Origin of the sequence: Mongoliibacter sp., from assembly GCF_007692705.1 — a bacterium.
Taxonomy (GTDB): Bacteria; Bacteroidota; Bacteroidia; order Cytophagales; family Cyclobacteriaceae; genus Mongoliibacter.
Map to the genome: position 1 here is coordinate 1 of NZ_REBN01000218.1, position 17,969 is coordinate 17,969.

Sequence of the window (17,969 nt, forward strand, 5' to 3'; positions counted from 1 at the left end):
AAAAAAATCCCGAAGTGCATGAATTCCTTCGGGATTTTAAGATGGGGTAAGAAAGATGGTTATTTCTTGTCTGCTTGCATTCCTGCAAACACACTTGGATAATCATCCATGTTGAATACTTGCTTTTTGCTGTCATTGATCTCAATGACTTTCATATTCATGATGCTTTTGTCCAGCTTACTTTCATAATTCATCTCCATCAGGTTTCCTTTGGGCATGTCATTGAAATAAGAAGGATTGCTTTGTTTCATTTTGGAATTGAGGAAAGGGTTTTCACTTCCCCAAAAGGTATTGTTACCCTGTATAGGGTCTTTAGTAATCCAGTACCGACCTGTGCCTTCCTCAGTATCTGAAACGTACTCCTCGCAGCTATAACCATTGATGGTTTTGGTATTACCTGTTTTTTGGAAAGAAAAATCATCCGTTTCTTCAATATCATCGGTCTCAATTCCTTCAGAAATTTTTACCAAGTCTATGCCATAGGCCATCCTTTGTTTTTCGCCATCACTTTCCATCAGGATGATTGAAGCATTCCTTGCAAAGTCATAGATCATGATAGCAGTTCCATCGTCCTTTTTCTTACTGCCCTGATCCATGTCTACTTCCATACCCATTACCTGTACATCTTCTGTGAGAAAAGACTTTATTTTCATGGGGTCATTATCTTTTCCTTTACCGTCTTTACCGGTAATTTCCAATAAATTGTACCCGGTGAAGGAGTATTGATCAGCTACTTCTACATCAGAACTAATACCGCTTAGGATTTTATCCCAATCCATTCCCGGCATGCCTTCATCTCCATAAAGTCCTTCAAAAGCTTTTTGAAGTTGTCTCTGTGCAAGTTTTTCGGCCTCATTCTCTACTGTTTTTTCTACCGCGCGACTCACACCTCTCTCTGCTGCATTCCTAAGCCTGTTCATGATCTGAGCTTCAGCGAAAAATGGATTCACGACAAAAATTACCAGCAAAAGTTTACATAAATTTTTCATAAGGTGCTAATTTAGATTTGTTTAACAAGTTAATAAAAATAAGATGGATAGGCCAATACCAGTACATTAAGCTTTATCCCAACTGATTATAAAAGGATTTTCAATTAGAATTTTTGGCTTTTGGGAAAGACCTTTAATTTTTAAACTGATAACCTCTTAGGAAATCGGCTATATCCATCCGCTTTTTGCCTTCAAGCTGTAATTGGAGAATTGAAATCATACCTGAACCGGTTTGAAAGGTCAGGTGGGTTTTTTCATCAGTCTGAAATTCACCAATAGACAAATCAGAGGTTTTGCTTTCTATTGTTTTGGTTTTAAAAATTTTACAGTTTTTTCCTTCCAAGGTAGTCCAAGCAGCCGGGTAGGGTGAAAGTCCCCTTACCAGGTTGTGGATTTCTTCCGCAGATCTGCTCCAATCTATCTCACAGGTTTCTTTGAAGATTTTTGGTGCATGGTGTTTGAACTTCCCTTCATCCTGAACCACTGGGTTAACCCTACCTTCCGAAACTGCCTCAATGGTTTTCAGCACGAGCATTGAACCCTTATGCATAAGCCTTTCATAGAGTGTCCCCACATTGTCCTCTGGATGAATAGGTTCCTTTTCCTGAAAAATGATACTTCCGGTATCTATTTCATGCTTCAGGAAAAAAGTAGTGACACCCGTTTCTTTTTCTCCATTGATGATGGCCCAATTGATGGGAGCAGCACCTCTGTAATTGGGAAGGAGGGAAGCATGTAAGTTGAAGGTGCCCTTTGGAGGCATGTTCCATACTGCTTCGGGTAACATGCGAAAAGCAACCACCACCTGAATGTCGGCTTGATAGGATTTCAGTTCTTCTTGAAAATCAGGGGATTTGAGATTGGTAGGCTGAAGTACGGGAATATGATGCTTTAAAGCAGATTCCTTGACAGGAGAGGGAATTAATTTTTGCCCCCTTCCCTTTGGTCTGTCGGGTGCAGTGATGACAGCGACCACGTTCCATCCATTATTTACCAATACTTCCAATGCAGGCACCGCAAACTCCGGTGTACCCATATAAATGATTCTTAAGTCTTTTTTATTCATTATGCAAATGTCTAAAATATGAATGATTTCAAAGGATTAATTCCACTTCAATATCTGGTTTTGTGAGAACTTCTTGTAATGTAACTTCGAAAAAGTAAAAAAGGTACCATAAAAAAGCCTCTGTAACATACAGAGGCTTTTGTTTTTGGGGATGACCCATTTTTAAAACTTAAACACTTTAGGAGTATAACTCAAAAAGATGTTTCAAGTATACAATATTTAATCCGTGAAATAAATACCCAATATTGGGTATTTTTATTTTTTAAATAATTTTTTATTATAATTTATACATCGATATGTTATATTATTTATTGATGGCATGATCAGTTAAAACACCCTTTTTTCTAAATGGGTGTCTAATTGTAGCCTGTCCACTCCATCAGAAACCCATTTAGGAGCTTCTTTACCTTTAAGGTGATGATCAAAGAATTCCATCATCCTCACACTGTAATCTTTTCTGTTTTCAAGTTTAGAAAGTCCGTGGTTTTCTCCTTTGTATTGAACCATGATCACAGGTTTTTTTAGCCTTCTTAGCGCATTGTAATATTCGATTCCCTGAGTGAAATCAACTGCCCCATCTTTGTCATTGTGCAGCATCAGCAATGGAGTCTTTACATTTTTGACATGATAGACAGGTGAATTTCTGAGATAAGAATCCCAGTTTTCCCAAGGGCCGCCTCTGAATCTTCCCTGAGAGGATTCAAATATGGACATATTACCCGCACCAGTGTTCCAATAGATCAAATCATACATAGATATCATATTGGTAAGTGGTGCACCTGCGGCTGCTGCCTTAAACATATCTGTTTGGGTAATAAGGAAAGAGGTTTGGTAACCTCCCCAAGAATGACCGTGAAGTCCCATGTTTTCCCGATCGATTATACCTGTTTTTACGGCTTCCTTCACTGCAGGCAACACACACCATACAGCAGACATGCCCGGGTCATCCAGGGTGTATACGATATCTGGAATCAATACGGCGTAGCCATTACTGGTGTAGACTCCGGGGTTCCAACCCGTTCTTGAAAACTCTGGGTTGGAATAATTATGAAGGGTTTGGGAAAGTTTCTCATAATAGTAAATGATCGTAGGGTATTCATTCCCTTCTTCATAACCTGCGGGTAAAAACAAGGCTGCCTGAAGACTATCCCCTTTATCAGAAACATAATCCACCAATTTCACACCTTTCGACCAGCTGTATTTTCCGGCATCAGGTGCATTGGAGGTTAGTTTTGTGGGGTTTTCTAATTTTGGTCCAGTGGTATAATAATCTGTTGGTGTGCTGAATTTTTCTTTGGTAAAGAAAAACACATCAGCATTTTCAGCTTTAGAAAGTCTGTTGATATTGGCTTCTTCCCAAATAAGTTTATCGACCCCAGGTTTCAGTCCGTTTTTAGCAGGATTGATTTTGCCGATACCGCTCATTTTGGTATTCTCTCCGTATATCCTAACATACATGCCTTTGCTTAGGTCTATACCTTTTTCTTCAGGATCCAAAGCGAATCTGTCTTGGTATCGGATTTTGTCTGTTTTACCATTTTGGGTAAGATTGACGGCATTTCCAGTACCTCCTACTGGCACTTGCCAGATATCCCAGCTATCTCTCAATAGGACATACTTGCTGTCAGCACTCCAACCTAATGGACCATTCATGGGCTTTTCGATATTTCTATCGTCCTCCACATTCACAAAAGTGGTGGATACATTCTCTGTAAGATTGGATTTTTCTCCCTTTGATATGTCATAGATGTAGAAGTGACCGTCTTCTGCATATAAGAGTTTGGTCCCATCCTCAGATGCCCTTGGGCGAGAGTTGTAGTTAGGCTGGTAGAATTTCGTAAACAGTTCCTTCCTCTCTCCTGAAAACAAATCCACAATATAATAATCATAATAGCTCTGTCCATCCAAATTCATATCCAGTTCATATTGTTTCAGATCAGAACCTAAAGCAAATTTCTGCTTGGGGAGAATTAGCAGATCTTTCATGCTGCTGTCCTGTAAAGCTATATGTTTGGCATCTGATACATGGTACATGGCCCAAAAGCTGTAGTTTTTATCTTGGTTTTCCAGAACCTGCTGCCTAGACTGCAGCCTACTGTCTTTCCAATGCCAAATGGTCATGTCAGGCTTAGGAAGGTCTGCTTTGGCATTGCTGCTTTTGTTTTTTCCTGTATCCAATTTAGCAATGGCAGTCTGTAAATCTGAAATGGACTTGATCGTTGTATCGGCCATGATTTTACCGAGTTTATCAGCTTCATTCGATTCAGGTTTTTCTTCCTCTTTTTCTCCTTTTTTATCCTCTTTCTTTTCAGCCACCAGGGGATGTATACCATAAAATAACCTTCCCAGGTCTTCAGACCACATAGGCTTTCTGTTAGGACTTATGGTGAAATCTTTTGGGAATCCAACACTGTCGGTTTTTGGGTCGTATAAGGTCAACTCAGGCTTTGCTGGATTTTTTACACCTATTACTTTTCCATGGTCTTGCTTGAAAGCTTTATCGTCTACCATTTTGAGGAGGGCAAATGCATCACCTTTTTCGGTCCAATTGATGGATTTGTAGGTCGCTTTGTCGGTTTCCAGGATATTGATATTTCCTGATCCTACCTGATAAAGGTGCAGGCCATTGCCATTTTTATTGGCAGCATCTATTGTATATGCTAAGTACTCACCGCTTTTATTAAACGCAAATTCCAATACATTGCCAATATTGTGGGACCTCAGGTTGGACAGGTTGACAATCAAAAGGTCTGATCCTTTGGCATCTCCATTTGAACCTTCCTTGCTCAGGTTAATTGCTAAGTGACTGGAAGATTTGCCATTGAAGGCATAAGAGGCAATATTGTCGTACTCTGTTTTTTTGAAGTCATTCTGAAGGTCGATCAGAATCAGTTTTTCCTTAAGGTTTTTACCACCGTTTTTTGAAGCAGCCTTCTTCTCCTTTTCTTTAGGATACTCTTTAAAAGCCACCCATCTTCCATTTTCGGAAAAAGCAATGCTGGGATTGCTTGAAGAACCTATGGGGAATGTTTTTTTACTTTCAGGCTCATCGACCTTCTGAAGTACGACTTCTCCGTCGCCTTCCACGGGCACCATCCCATAAGCCATCCATTTTCCGTCTTTAGAAAACTGTACAGAACCTTGTGAAATGGACTTCCAGGATGGGATATCCTTCCAAGATATGGGTTTAAGGTCTTGGGTATTTCCTTCAAAAGCAAAGCAAAAGGAAATGATAATCAAACTTAAAACACCCTTCAGGGCAGTCATTTTTAACATTTTATCAGTTATTTGAATGTTCTACATATCTTTCGAAGAATTCAATAATCCTCCCCATTCTGTCAATTCTTCTATGAACGGCACCAGACCTGGACATTTCATGACCTTCTTTTGGATACCTTACGTACTCCACTGGTTTGCCTAATATTTTTAGGCTTTTGTAAAGTAATTCTGATTGTCTGACTCCCGTTCTAAGATCCTGATCACCATGTTTGATCAAAAGAGGAGTTTCTATGTTTTGAACGTAGGTCTGCGGACTATTGTAGTCCAAGATTTCTTTTACTCCATTTTCCCAAGGGTAACCAAAGTGGTTTGGAACCAATCTCCAGGCATTGCCTTCACCCATAAAGAAGGTGAGTTCGTATACACCCCTCTGGGAAAATGCGGCATTGAACCTATGGTCATGACCCACTATCCAAGCGGTAAGGTAACCAGCATAAGATCCGCCTGTGAGGACAAGGTTTTCACCATCAATCCAATCGAATTTTTCCATGGCAGCATCAAGTGATCCCAATACATCAGCAGCAGGTCCATCGCCCCAATTCTGAAAATTGCCTTTTTGAAAAACTTTGCCGTAGCCACCACTACCTCTTGGATTTGAGTAGACTACTCCATAACCTTTGGAAGCCATTACCTGGAATTCATGCCACATAGAAGCTTCCCCAGGTCCCCACATGGCTGATGGTCCACCATGCATATTTACCACTGTAGGGTACTTGGTTCCCTCTTTTCTATCGATAGGTTCCATAACCCAATAGTCTACCGTAAAGCCATCATCTGTTTTTAGCTGATGGGCAGTAGGTTTGGAGATCTTTTTACCGGCAAGCCAAGATTCATTGTTTTTGGTGATTTGTTTAGCGCCTTTATTGGAAAGGTCCGCCAAATAAACTTCAGAAGGGTTTTCGATTTTGGTAAGTGCGTAGACCAGATTCTGACCCTTGATGTCGAAACTTGTCACTCCTTGAGGACCCGTGATGATGGGGTCAATTTTGGCATTTCCTACATTTACTTTCCAGAGAGAAAATCCTCCTTGATTGGCTCCGGAGAAATAAAAATCCTGCGAATTAGGCGCCCATTTCCCTGACCCTATACTCCTGTCTAGGGATTCTGTCAACCACTTGAACCCACTGCCATCTGGCTTGATGGCTCCCAGCATCGACATGTTATAGGAAGGCTCTTCCACATTCATTCCTCTGAAAATTATCCATTTACCGTCAGGAGAGAAATTTGGTGCACCTACACTATGTTCTTCCAGACTGAAAAAAACTTTAGCGTCTTTGTCTTTCAATGAGATTTTCCAAATTTCAGTGGTTCTTGTCAAATCAGGATGCTCATCGTTTAAAATACTGGAAGCCAATATGTAAGAACCATCTGGTGACCAAGTTCCTCCAAAGAAACTTTGAAACCCATCTGTAATCTTTTCTGTTTTCTTAGAATCCAGGTCAAGGATATTTAAGTGGGAAAAGCTAAGCTCAGGATTGAGATCTCTTTCTCCGAGGAAATTCAACCTGTCTATGACTTTAGGATCTCCTTTAGCATTGTTTTTAGCAAGATAGGCGCGAAGCTCTTCCAGGGAGCCATCCGGGTTGGGAGTTACTTCTTCTTTGGCCTGTCCGGCATTGATAGCTTTGTAATTAGGTTCATCATTATGTTCCCTTCCAGGTCTCTGAACTTCCCAGGTTGGCTCACCCTCAATTTGCCATATGGGATGTGTGGAAGAGAATAGGATCTTTTTTCCATCAGGTGACCAAACAGGTCCGGAAGCTCCGTTCTTTTCAGAAGTTACTACTTGACTTTCCCCACCTCTTAGGGGTAAAATCCAGATTTGTGCCTTCCCATCCTTGGGTCTAACAAAAGCCACTTTGCTGCCATCAGGTGAAAGGGTGACTGAAGAAACATTGTATTCTGATGAAGTCAATGGCCTGCTTTCATAGGGAGAGCTCAGGTCGCTGATCCACAGCTGACTTTTGTAGGAGTATTCTTCCTTATCTTTTTCATCAATAAAACTCTTGAGATAGATGACCTGCTTGCCATCAGGGGTTATTTCATGAGAATTGGTGCTGACAATCTTTGTCAAGTCTGTGATGTTTACCCTCTCTGGGTTTTGTGCCAATACGAAATGGCTTAAAAACATCACCAATAAGCACAGGGATATCTTTTTTCTTATCATTTTTATTTATTATTTGAGTTATGGAAAATCCAACGAATATTTTTAGATTGCTATTCCAACAATGCCCCTAAATAAAACCATAAATAATTAAACCTCCACCTAGTTTTACAGGATTGCATGGCGTATTTTGAGAAGTTAGACATTTCTGTTTTCAGTTTTTTCGATGAAGTACAGGATCCAATGATGGTATTTAGTGAGGATCAAATTGTTTTTGTAAACAAATACTGGCTGGATAATTTCTTTTTTGGATTAAATAAATGGCAGGAATTTGTGAACAGCGGAGCGAGCCAAAATGAACTTTACCGTTTTTTTCTCAATGGAGATAGTCCCAAGGCGGATTTTCTTAGAACGCTAAAGGATAAAAAAGGCATTCTGCATAAGTTCCATTGGTCATTTGTCAACCTTTCCTCCAACACAGATGTGCGCTATTGTTTGGCTAAAGGTAAGCATCATATACCATTAAGTGCCTTCATGGACTCGGGCACCCAACAATCGCTCATCCTTGAGTCTCAGCAGGAGTTGGGTTTTGTCAAAACAATCCTCAGAAATAATCATGACATACTGGTTATCATAGATGAGGAAGGTGTATTTAAGTTTATCAGTGCTGCTGCAATTGATAAACTGGGAACAAAACCAGAAAGGATAATAGGCAAGTCTTTAAATGAATTTATAGCCGAAGGAGTTATTGAACTTGTCAAGGGAAGTTTTGAATCTTTGCGGTCATCAGAAGATGAGGTTCAGATAGATTTTTGGCTTACCAAAAATGACGGAGAAAAAATTTTCTTGGAAAGTTATGGTAAAAATTTAATCAATGAACCGAGTATAGGAGGTTACCTGATCAGTGCAAGAGAGGTGACGGATTATTACCTTGCCAAAAAATCTTTACAAAAAAGGTATGAGCTTGAGATACTGATCAATCAGATTTCAGCACGTTTTGTCAATGCTGATATACAAAGACTTGATGCTGTTTTCAACCTTTCCTTGAAAATGCTGGGTGATTTTGAAAAGGCAGATAGGGCCTATATTTTTTTGGTGCATGATGATTTGCAAATTCTGGAATATGCATATGAATGGACCAATGAAGGTATTGATGCGCAAATTTCCTATGTAAAAACCATTCCAATCGATGAGGATGCCATGACCATGCAGGAGCTCCGAAAAGGAGAAATTCTGATTATTCCGGATGTGGAGTTGATGGAAGACGACTTTGCGCACGAAAGAGAAGTATATAAACAACAAGGGATTAAATCAGTGATTTTGATCCCGATATTTTCTGAAAATAGACTAATAGGATTTTTTGGGTTGGATGCTGTCAAGCAGAAAAGGGATTGGCACGAAAAAGATGAGTATGTCCTAAGGCAATTGGGGGATATTTATGCTGGGAGCTTTATCAATAGAGCAATCCGCAAAAGCCTTGATAGAAATGAAAGGTTGTTGGAAAGCACAGAAATTCTTGCAAAAGCAGGTTCTTGGAGATTAAGCAATTCCAAAAATCTCATTTATTTTTCCAAAGGCTTTTCTCAGATATTTGAATTGGAAGAAGGAAGTTCTGCTTCAAAGGCAAAGGATCTTCTCAAGAGATTGTCATCAGTCCACAAGAGGCAGGTTTTGGAAAATACCAAGATTGCTAAAAGTACCAAAGCAACTACCTCTGGAGAGTTCAGCCTGATCAATCATGAGGGAAAAGAAAAATACATCAATTACAGTATTCAGGTAAGGGATATAGATGAGTCAGGCGAGATTGAGATATATGGGTATTGTTCAGATATTACCCATAAGCGTGATGCAGAGAATTACCTCAAACTACAATCTCAGATACTGGCGCAGGTAGATGATCCAATTTTTGTAACTGACAATAATTGGGATATTCTTTACATGAACCGAGCAGCCAAAAATGAGTGTAAGATCAAATCCACAGAATCATTTTCAGGAAAAATATTCGATCTGTATGAGTTTTTGAGCTCAGAAAATATCAATGTCAAAAAGACCCTGCAAAAGCTTAAGCTCACCAAAGTTTACAAAAAAGAACTGAACCTAAAATCAAGGGATGGTAAGGTAGAGCCCTACGAGGTATCTGTTCAAGCTTTTATGAATGATGAACAGGTAAAGATTGGCTACTCCTTTGTCATCAGAAACCTTTCTTTACTTCACAAACAGGAGGCGCTTGCGAAAAGAGCTAAAATGGTTGTGGAAAATAGTCCAGCAGTATTGTTTACTGTTGATCCTAATGACAATTTCAAATTTTCCTACGTTTCGGACAACATCAGGCAGTTTGGCTATGAGGCTGAAGATTTGATGTCCAACAGAACCAGTATTATGGATCTTATCCATCCTGATGATGTGGAACTACTCTTATCAGAGCATTTCAGTAATAAGAGTAAAAATGGCATTCCCGCTTATTCAGGCGAATATAGACTACGTAGAAAGGATGGGTCATATCGGTGGGTGGAAGATAAATCCAGTGAAATTCTCGATGATATGGGCAATATTTTGTTGCACGAAGGTTTGATTCAGGACATTACAGAGCGGAAAAAAACCCGTGAAGAAATAATTAGGAGTCAGTCCAGGTACCGTGTGCTGGCTTCAAATATTCCATTGACTTCTGTTTTTCTAATTGACCGAGACCTTAAGTACATTGTGGCAGAAGGTACTACGCTTTCAGCTTGGGGAATGACTCCCGAAGATTTTGAAGGAAAAACATTATCACAGGTCCATGTCAAAAATCTCAAAGAAATCCAGCCAGCAGTGACACAGGCCCTATTGAAAAAGGAGATCGTCCAAAAAAATATGGTCTACCGCCGAAGGGTCTATGAAATGACCGTCAGGCCTATTTTTTATGGTGGTGAAGTAGAATATGCTTTGGGTATTTTGAGAGATATCAATGAGGAATATGAAGCAAAAGTCAATCTTAAAAAGAACGAAGAAAAATATAGAAAACTCGTCGAGGAGTCCACAGAAATCATTTTTTCTATCAATCTTGACTTAGAATTTACTTACGTATCACCAAATGTCAAGCAGTTTCTAGGTTATGAAGTAGACGAAGTCCTTAACAAAAGCCTCAAAGACTTCTTAGCGGTAGAAGACGCCTCCATTCTTGTTGAATTTGATAAAAATAAAAAACAGTTTCTTAAGGAAAACCAATACCTAGAGTTCAAACTCCTAAGAAAAGATGGGGAAAATAGGGTGTTCAGTACCAATGGTAAACTTGTTGAAACAGAGGAAGGTGAGGTTTATTACAATGGGATAGCAAGGGACATAACCAAACTGAGAAGAGCACAAAAGGAACTCTACCTTGCTAAAGAAAAGGCGGAACAAGCTTCCATGGTGAAATCGCAGTTCCTGTCAATCATGAGTCATGAGATCCGTACACCGATGAATGCTGTTATCGGGATGTCTCATCTTCTCTTAGAAGACAATCCCCGACCTGACCAATTGGAAAATCTCAAAACCCTTCAGTTCTCTGCTGAGAATCTCCTTGGGTTGATCAATGATATTCTTGATTATACCAAAATTGATTCCGGGAAGGTGGAGTTGGAGAAAGTTGAGTTTGACCTGAAAAATGTGATCAATAGGATTATACATTCCTATTCTTATCAGGCCAGGGAAAAATCGTTGGATATACAATTTGATTTTGACAAGAGGATACCTGGTAAAATCCTAGGGGATCCAGTTCGCTTGGGTCAAGTAGTCAATAATTTGGTTTCTAATGCGGTTAAGTTTACCGAATCAGGCTTTGTTAGGATAAAACTAAGTTTATTGAAGGACTCTGTAAAGAAGGTGAAAATCCGCTTTGAATTTGAAGATACAGGGATCGGTATTGCAGAGAACAAATTGGAAACAATTTTTGAGGCATTTACACAGGCCAGTGCAGAGACCACCAGGAAGTTTGGGGGTACTGGTCTTGGCTTGGCTATTGTAAAAAGACTGGTTCTTTTGTTTGAGTCAGAAATTAAAGCATTGAAGAGAGAAGGAGGAGGGAGTATCTTTACCTTTGATGTACAGTTTGAAAAATCAGATCCAAGTCAAGATGTCGTTTTAAGCAGTAATGGTGAACTTGGGAGAAACCTGGAAAAAGCAAGTATTCTTGTTGCAGAGGATAACTTGGTAAATCAAATCATGATTAAAAAATTTCTTCAAAGATGGGGGGTAGGCAATGTAGTGATTGCAGAGGATGGATTGGAAGCGATAGAAGCTTTCGATCAGGGAGATTTCCATTTAGTCTTATTGGATTTGCAGATGCCCCACGTGGATGGATTTGAAGTGGCCGAACATATAAGAAATGTAAAATGTCAAAGGAAAAGAGAGACTCCGATAATTGCATTGACAGCTTCATCACTGATTGATGTCAAAGAGCAGCTTGAGGAAGTTGGAATGGATGATTTTATACCAAAGCCGTTCAACCCAGATAACCTGCATTCTAAAATCATCAAACACCTTAGGCTATAATTTTTCTCAATTCATAGATGCATTGATAGGTTTAGCCTTATTTTTGAGTCCGCAATGAGACTTATGAGAATTCCGATACTGATTCTGTTTTTTCTTTTAATTACGCAAGCATCACAGGCACAGCTTGAGAGGGCTACGAGATCTTCTATGTATGTAAATTTCGGACGGACTGGAGCAAACCTGAGGGAATTTAACCTGATGTTGGAAGACAAAGGGCTGACTTCAATGAGAAAGAGTTATTCCAATTTTGGGTTCGGCTATCAAACCCGATTCAACGATTTCATTCTTGGTTTGGAAGTTTTGCAAAATGCTGGGCCAAAATCTCTTTTCAACGGATACGAAATTGATTATAGGTCGACGAGGTTTCTACTGAATGTTGGTTTTTCCTTTACTGAGGAAGGACCTTTTCAGTTGATCCACTATATGGCAATTGGGGCTGGAGCATTGAACTTCCAAATGCTTCGGGAATCCAATGCCAACTCCATCGATAGGTTTTTGCAAGAGCCTCAGCAAGGCTTTATTCTTCGCGACGGTAACATTCAGAAGAGTTCATTAAACATGACAGGGTTCCTCACAGAAATTGGGTTCCACACCAGCTATGATTTCCCAATCCCCGGAAGAGATGAATCCTTAGAAATTCTAGCAAGGTTCGGTTATGCATTTAGCCCATTTGAGGACTCCTGGAATTTGAACGGTATAAATTTCGGGGCAGCCCAGGCAGGAGCTTTTTTTAGGTTAGGGGCTGGTATCACACTTCCTGACCATAATTTCTTTTATAGAGATGCCTCAATCGGAGCCCACCTGATTTACGGATTGAATTTCACCACTCCTGATGCCTTAAATAGTAATTTGGAGGAAAATGGGTTAGAGCCTTTTAATGGTAGACCCAATAATTTCGGACTAAAAATACTCGGATTTAACCGAAGTTTACTTTATGGAGTAGACATTTATAATCTTGGACTGTCCGGTCAAGCAAATGAAACCATGAACCATACCCTCAACAGCGTAAGGGTCTATGGCAATGCAGGCCGTGTTTTATTTGACTTCAGGAATCTTGAAATAGGTGTTTTAGGTGGATTGGGTTATGGAAACCTACGCTATTCGCTATATTCAACAAAGAAACCTGATTTCCCCAGGTTATTTGAAGAACCCGATTTTGATGGTTATGTGAGATCAGCGGGATTGATGGGCAAACCAGAGTTGATGATTACATACGCCTTACCGACTAACAGGGGTAATTTCTACGATGTTGTTTTTGGCGTTCATGCCGGCTATGAACTTCCATTGACTCCCTATAATTTCTTTGGTCTTCCCATGTTCAAATACATGGCAAATCCCTATCTACAATTTACATTGGGCATCAGGCCATAATTTCCTAATCTTCAATTTCAACTATCAGTTCTATTTCAACTGCAATATCCATTGGTAAGGCATTCATTCCTACTGCTGACCTTGCATGCTTGCCTTTTTCTCCAAAAATCTCAACCATCAGATCCGAGAAGCCATTGATGACCTCGGGTTGATCTTTGAAATCCGAGCCGCAGTTGACCATTCCAAGAACTTTTACAATCCTTTTCACCCTATTCAAATCTCCTAATTCATGTTTGAGGACTGCTATTTGAGCCAAACCAACCAGCCTTGCGGCTTCTTTTCCTTCTGCTATGGATAAATCACTACCCACCTTCCCAGTGACATAAGAACCATCTGGCTTACTTGGTCCTTTTCCAGCAAGGAATAATATATTCCCTGTTTGTACAGCATTTACATAATTGGCTACAGGTTCACTCGGGCTTGGGAGTACTATACCAAGCTCTTCTATTTTTTTTTCGGCATCCCAAGTGTCTTCGCTTATAAGTGTTTCTTGTCGGTTAGCAGAGTTGCAAGCGTAAAAAATGACGCAGATGAAGAGATAAATTAATTTTTTTTTCATGTCTTAATAGTAAGTGGTTGTTGATTTTGGACATAAAGTACTGTCAGAAATCGGTAAATCAAATAAGGCATCCTGTAAATGGGGAATCTTTAACATACACGCTCAAAAATTAATGAAAAGCGAATAGAAGCAGAAGAATTTTGAAAAAACTTGACATATTCCATATAAAGGCTTTACATTTGAACTTGCTTATCGAGAAAGACTGAGGGAAGGGCCCGTTGAAGTCTTAGCAACCTGAATCCAAGGTGCTAACTCCCATTCCGGAAAAGCCGGAAAAAGATGAGCGAAAGAGTTTTTTCTTTTTCGACCAGTTGTCTCGCATAGGCTTTTTAAAATATACTTAGATGAATAGAAGCGAGCTATTAATACAATCATCCCAACAAAAAATCCTGATCCTAGATGGCGCTATGGGTACTATGATTCAGCGGTACAGGTTAACGGAAGAAGATTTCCGCACTCCTGCACTCCAAGATCATCCTAAAGCATTGAAAGGGAACAATGATTTGCTATCTCTTTCCAGACCGGAAATTATCAAGGCTATTCATGAAGCTTATCTCGAGGCTGGTGCTGACATTATAGAAACAAATACCTTTAGTGGGACTTCTATTGCCCAGGCGGATTATGGTTTGGCTCATTTGGCTTATGATATCAATTTTGAATCTGCCAGAATCGCTAAGCAGGCAGCTGAAGCCTATACTTTGAAAGACCCAGATAAGCCTAGGTTTGTTGCAGGTGCTATCGGACCGACTAACCGTACAGCTTCAATTTCGCCGGATGTAAATGACCCTGGCTACAGGGCTGTTACATTTGATCAATTGTCAGAAGCCTACCAGGAGCAGGTTAGAGGTTTGCTTGATGGAGGATCAGACGCCTTATTGGTGGAGACCATTTTTGATACATTGAATGCAAAAGCGGCGCTATTTGCAATTCAGGAAGTCTTTGAAGAAAAAGGAATTCCACTAAGTCCGGAGGAAGGGGGAGTACCTGTAATGATTTCAGGTACTATCACTGATGCTTCAGGAAGGACACTTTCAGGTCAGACGACGGAAGCTTTTTTGATATCTGTATCGCATGTCCCGCTTTTCAGTATAGGTCTCAATTGTGCTTTGGGCGCAAAAGAACTCCGTCCATACCTTAAAGTGCTTTCCGAAAATGCGCCTTTTTTGGTTTCTGCCTATCCGAATGCAGGTCTTCCCAACGAATTTGGTCAATATGATCAGGGAGCAGAAGAAATGGCTGATCAAGTAGAGGAGTTTTTAAAAGAAGGCTTTGTAAATATTTTGGGAGGATGCTGTGGTACTACACCGGAGCATATCTCAGCCATTGCAAAGGCTGCTGCAAAATATAAGCCTCGTTTGGTAGAATTAGAAAAAATAGGAGATGACTAAAATCCAAAAACATAATACCTTAAAATTATCGGGCTTGGAACCTTTGATTTTCACTCCTGAGATCAACTTTGTAAATGTTGGTGAAAGGACCAATATCACAGGATCCAAGAAATTTGCCCGTTTGATTCTGAACGGACAATATGATGAAGCCCTGGAAGTGGCCTTGGATCAAGTCCGTGGAGGTGCACAGATTTTGGATGTCTGTATGGATGAGGGCATGCTGGATGGTGTAACTGCCATGCAGAAGTTTTTGAACTTGATTGCCTCAGAACCTGAAATCAGCAGAATCCCCATTATGATAGACAGTTCCCGTTGGGAAATTATCCTTGCTGGATTGAAATGTGTACAAGGAAAGGGTATAGTCAATTCTATCAGTCTCAAGAATGGAGAGAAGGAGTTTGTTCACCAAGCCAAAACCATCAAGAAATTCGGTGCGGCAGTGGTGGTTATGGCCTTTGATGAAGATGGACAGGCAGATACTTATCAGAGAAGAATTGATATCTGTAAGCGTAGTTATGACATATTGGTGCAAGAGGTGAAATTCAATCCTCAGGACATCATTTTTGACCCCAACATTTTCCCGGTGGCAACAGGGATGGATGAACATAGGAAAAATGCTCTTGATTTCTTTCATGCGACACAATGGATCAAGCAAAACCTTCCAGGAGCCAAAGTCAGTGGAGGAGTAAGTAATGTGAGTTTTTCTTTCAGGGGTAACAACACAGTACGTGAAGCCATGCACGCTTCTTTCCTATATCATGCCATTCGGCATGGAATGGATATGGGGATAGTGAATCCAAGCATGTTGGAAGTATATGACGATATTCCGAAAGATCTTTTACAGAAAGTAGAGGATGTTTTTTTCGACAGACATGACAATGCTACGGAGGATTTATTGGACTTTGCGGAAACTGTCAAACAAACTGGGAAAAAGGAGGTAGTGTCCGCTTTGTGGCGTGAAGATCCTGTAGAAAAAAGGATTGAGCATGCACTTGTAAAAGGTATTATTGATTTTATCATTGAAGATACTGAAGAAGCTAGAATTCACCTCAAAAATCCCTTGAAGGTGATTGAGGGTCCATTAATGGATGGGATGAATGTGGTGGGTGACCTCTTTGGGGAAGGGAAAATGTTTTTGCCTCAGGTGGTCAAATCAGCCAGGGTGATGAAGAAGGCAGTGGCCTATCTTGAGCCATTTATGCCACAAGTAGGTGATGCAGACTATAATGCCGAACAAAGCAGTATCAAAAAAATCTTATTGGCCACTGTCAAAGGAGATGTGCATGATATCGGGAAAAATATAGTAGGAGTGGTCTTGGCTTGTAACAGTTACCAAATCATCGACCTTGGCGTAATGGTGGATGCACAGGTTATTATTGATGAAGCTATCAAGAATAAGGTAGATATTATAGGTTTGAGCGGACTGATCACTCCATCATTGGACGAGATGGTCTATGTAGCTTCAGAAATGGAAAGGCAGGGCTTAAAAATACCTTTATTGATTGGAGGTGCTACTACATCAAGAATTCACACAGCTGTAAAAATAGACCCGGTATATTCCGGAACAGTGATCCATGTAACTGATGCCTCCAAGTCAGTACCAATTGCAGGAGAATCAATCAGTGAAGAAACCAGGGACAGCTATCATAAAAAAATCAAAGAAACCTATTTGCAACTGAGGGTAGATCATGAGGCCAAACAGCAGGTTAAGCAACTGGTAAGTTATCAGGAGGCTAAATCCAACCCGGTGTATATCAACTGGGAAAATTATCATCCTGTAAAGCCAGCAGTTTTGGGTTTGACTGTAATTGAAGAATTGGATTTAAAGGTTTTAAGGAAATATATTGATTGGACGCCGTTCTTCAGTACCTGGATGCTCAGCGGCAGGTATCCAAAAATCCTCGATGATACCGTGGTTGGAGCGGAGGCCCAGCGACTCTTCAAAGAAGCCAATGCAATGTTGGATCAGGTTATTGCAGAAGGTTGGCTTCAAGCCAAAGCTGTGGTAGGTTTGTTTCCTGTGCAGAGGGAAGGAGATGATGTCAGGATTTTGGACCTGGAAGAAAAAGAAACGCCTTTCAGTTTTCATTTCCTGAGACAACAAGGTAAAAAAGGAAAAGGAGTACCTAATAGGTCTTTGTCGGATTACCTTCATCCCGATGAAAAGGATTATATGGGTGGGTTTGCAGTGACTGCCGGATGGGGAATAGAGGAGAAGTTGAAGGAGTTTCAGGCTACCCATGACGATTATCAAGATATCATGCTCAAGGCGCTAGCTGACAGGCTGGCTGAAGCGGGAGCGGAATATCTTCACGAATTGGTACGAAAAGAATTGTGGGGTTATGCCCAGGAAGAGCAGTTGGATAACGACGATTTGATCAAAGAAGCTTACCATGGAATAAGACCAGCACCGGGCTACCCGGCCTGTCCTGAACATTCAGAAAAAAGGACTTTATTTGATTTACTACAAGTAGAAAAACAAACAGGAATCACCCTTACGGATAGCTATGCCATGTACCCCACATCTTCGGTAAGCGGGTATTATTTTGCACATCCGGAAAGTAAATATTTTGGATTGGGGAAAATAGGAGAAGACCAGGTCGTAGACTATGCCGAAAGGAAAGGAGTGTCATTGACTCAAGCTGAAAGGTGGCTGTCTCCAAATTTAGCTTATAACCCATCCTTAGCAGCTCAAGAAAATTGA

9 protein-coding genes and 1 riboswitch are annotated in these 17,969 nt (G+C 40.3%); of the genes, 4 read left to right on the forward strand and 5 right to left on the reverse strand.

The genetic code is table 11. The features are described 5' to 3' along the window. Positions 1-59: 59 nt before the first annotated feature. The 4 genes from EA341_RS15365 to EA341_RS15380 all read right to left on the reverse strand — a co-directional run bounded on the left by EA341_RS15365 (position 60) and on the right by EA341_RS15380 (position 7,501). Complete coding sequence (locus tag EA341_RS15365) at positions 60-989, reverse strand: DUF4412 domain-containing protein (protein WP_293016049.1); 930 nt, start codon at positions 987-989, stop codon at positions 60-62. A 133-nt stretch (positions 990-1,122) separates the two neighbouring features. Further along, the gene (fmt, locus tag EA341_RS15370) at positions 1,123-2,055 is read right to left on the reverse strand and encodes a methionyl-tRNA formyltransferase (RefSeq protein ID WP_293016050.1); all 933 of its coding nucleotides are present in this window, start codon (positions 2,053-2,055) and stop codon (positions 1,123-1,125) included. A 327-nt stretch (positions 2,056-2,382) separates the two neighbouring features. Then, on the reverse strand, positions 2,383-5,322 hold the full coding sequence (locus EA341_RS15375) for a prolyl oligopeptidase family serine peptidase (RefSeq protein WP_293016051.1): 2,940 nt from the start codon (positions 5,320-5,322) through the stop codon (positions 2,383-2,385). Between the two features lie 13 nt (positions 5,323-5,335). Continuing rightward, a complete protein-coding gene (locus EA341_RS15380; RefSeq protein WP_293016052.1) occupies positions 5,336-7,501 on the reverse strand; it encodes a S9 family peptidase in 2,166 nt (721 codons plus the stop codon). 117 nt (positions 7,502-7,618) lie between these two features. Here EA341_RS15380 and EA341_RS15385 point away from each other — a divergent pair, with 117 nt between their 5' ends. Further along, positions 7,619-11,947, forward strand: coding sequence for a PAS domain S-box protein (locus EA341_RS15385; protein WP_293016053.1), 4,329 nt, complete (start codon positions 7,619-7,621; stop codon positions 11,945-11,947). A 63-nt stretch (positions 11,948-12,010) separates the two neighbouring features. Then, positions 12,011-13,318, forward strand: a complete 1,308-nt coding sequence (locus EA341_RS15390; protein ID WP_293016054.1) for a hypothetical protein — start codon at positions 12,011-12,013, stop codon at positions 13,316-13,318. Positions 13,319-13,322: 4 nt separating this feature from the next. On the opposite strand, the gene EA341_RS15395 is transcribed toward EA341_RS15390, so the two are convergent. Beyond that, positions 13,323-13,877: a RidA family protein gene (locus tag EA341_RS15395; protein ID WP_293016055.1), complete on the reverse strand. Its 555-nt coding sequence runs from the start codon at positions 13,875-13,877 to the stop codon at positions 13,323-13,325. 186 nt (positions 13,878-14,063) lie between these two features. Continuing rightward, a riboswitch (SAM riboswitch) is annotated at positions 14,064-14,163 on the forward strand. A 58-nt stretch (positions 14,164-14,221) separates the two neighbouring features. Here EA341_RS15395 and EA341_RS15400 point away from each other — a divergent pair. Together EA341_RS15400 and metH are read left to right on the forward strand one after the other, a co-directional pair. Further along, positions 14,222-15,265: a homocysteine S-methyltransferase family protein gene (locus EA341_RS15400; protein WP_293016056.1), complete on the forward strand. Its 1,044-nt coding sequence runs from the start codon at positions 14,222-14,224 to the stop codon at positions 15,263-15,265. Continuing rightward, complete coding sequence (gene metH, locus EA341_RS15405; protein WP_293016057.1) at positions 15,258-17,969, forward strand: methionine synthase; 2,712 nt, start codon at positions 15,258-15,260, stop codon at positions 17,967-17,969. The genes EA341_RS15400 and metH overlap by 8 nt, the downstream gene beginning before the upstream one ends.

Bases quoted from the DNA above. Each gene is read 5' to 3' on its own strand.
- EA341_RS15365 (WP_293016049.1), bottom strand. From the start codon at position 989: ATGAAAAATTTATGTAAACTTTTGCTGGTAATTTTTGTCGTGAATCCA.
- fmt (WP_293016050.1), bottom strand. From the start codon at position 2,055: ATGAATAAAAAAGACTTAAGAATCATTTATATGGGTACACCGGAGTTT.
- EA341_RS15375 (WP_293016051.1), bottom strand. From the start codon at position 5,322: ATGACTGCCCTGAAGGGTGTTTTAAGTTTGATTATCATTTCCTTTTGC.
- EA341_RS15380 (WP_293016052.1), bottom strand. From the start codon at position 7,501: ATGATAAGAAAAAAGATATCCCTGTGCTTATTGGTGATGTTTTTAAGC.
- EA341_RS15385 (WP_293016053.1), top strand. From the start codon at position 7,619: ATGGCGTATTTTGAGAAGTTAGACATTTCTGTTTTCAGTTTTTTCGAT.
- EA341_RS15390 (WP_293016054.1), top strand. From the start codon at position 12,011: ATGAGAATTCCGATACTGATTCTGTTTTTTCTTTTAATTACGCAAGCA.
- EA341_RS15395 (WP_293016055.1), bottom strand. From the start codon at position 13,877: ATGAAAAAAAAATTAATTTATCTCTTCATCTGCGTCATTTTTTACGCT.
- EA341_RS15400 (WP_293016056.1), top strand. From the start codon at position 14,222: ATGAATAGAAGCGAGCTATTAATACAATCATCCCAACAAAAAATCCTG.
- metH (WP_293016057.1), top strand. From the start codon at position 15,258: ATGACTAAAATCCAAAAACATAATACCTTAAAATTATCGGGCTTGGAA.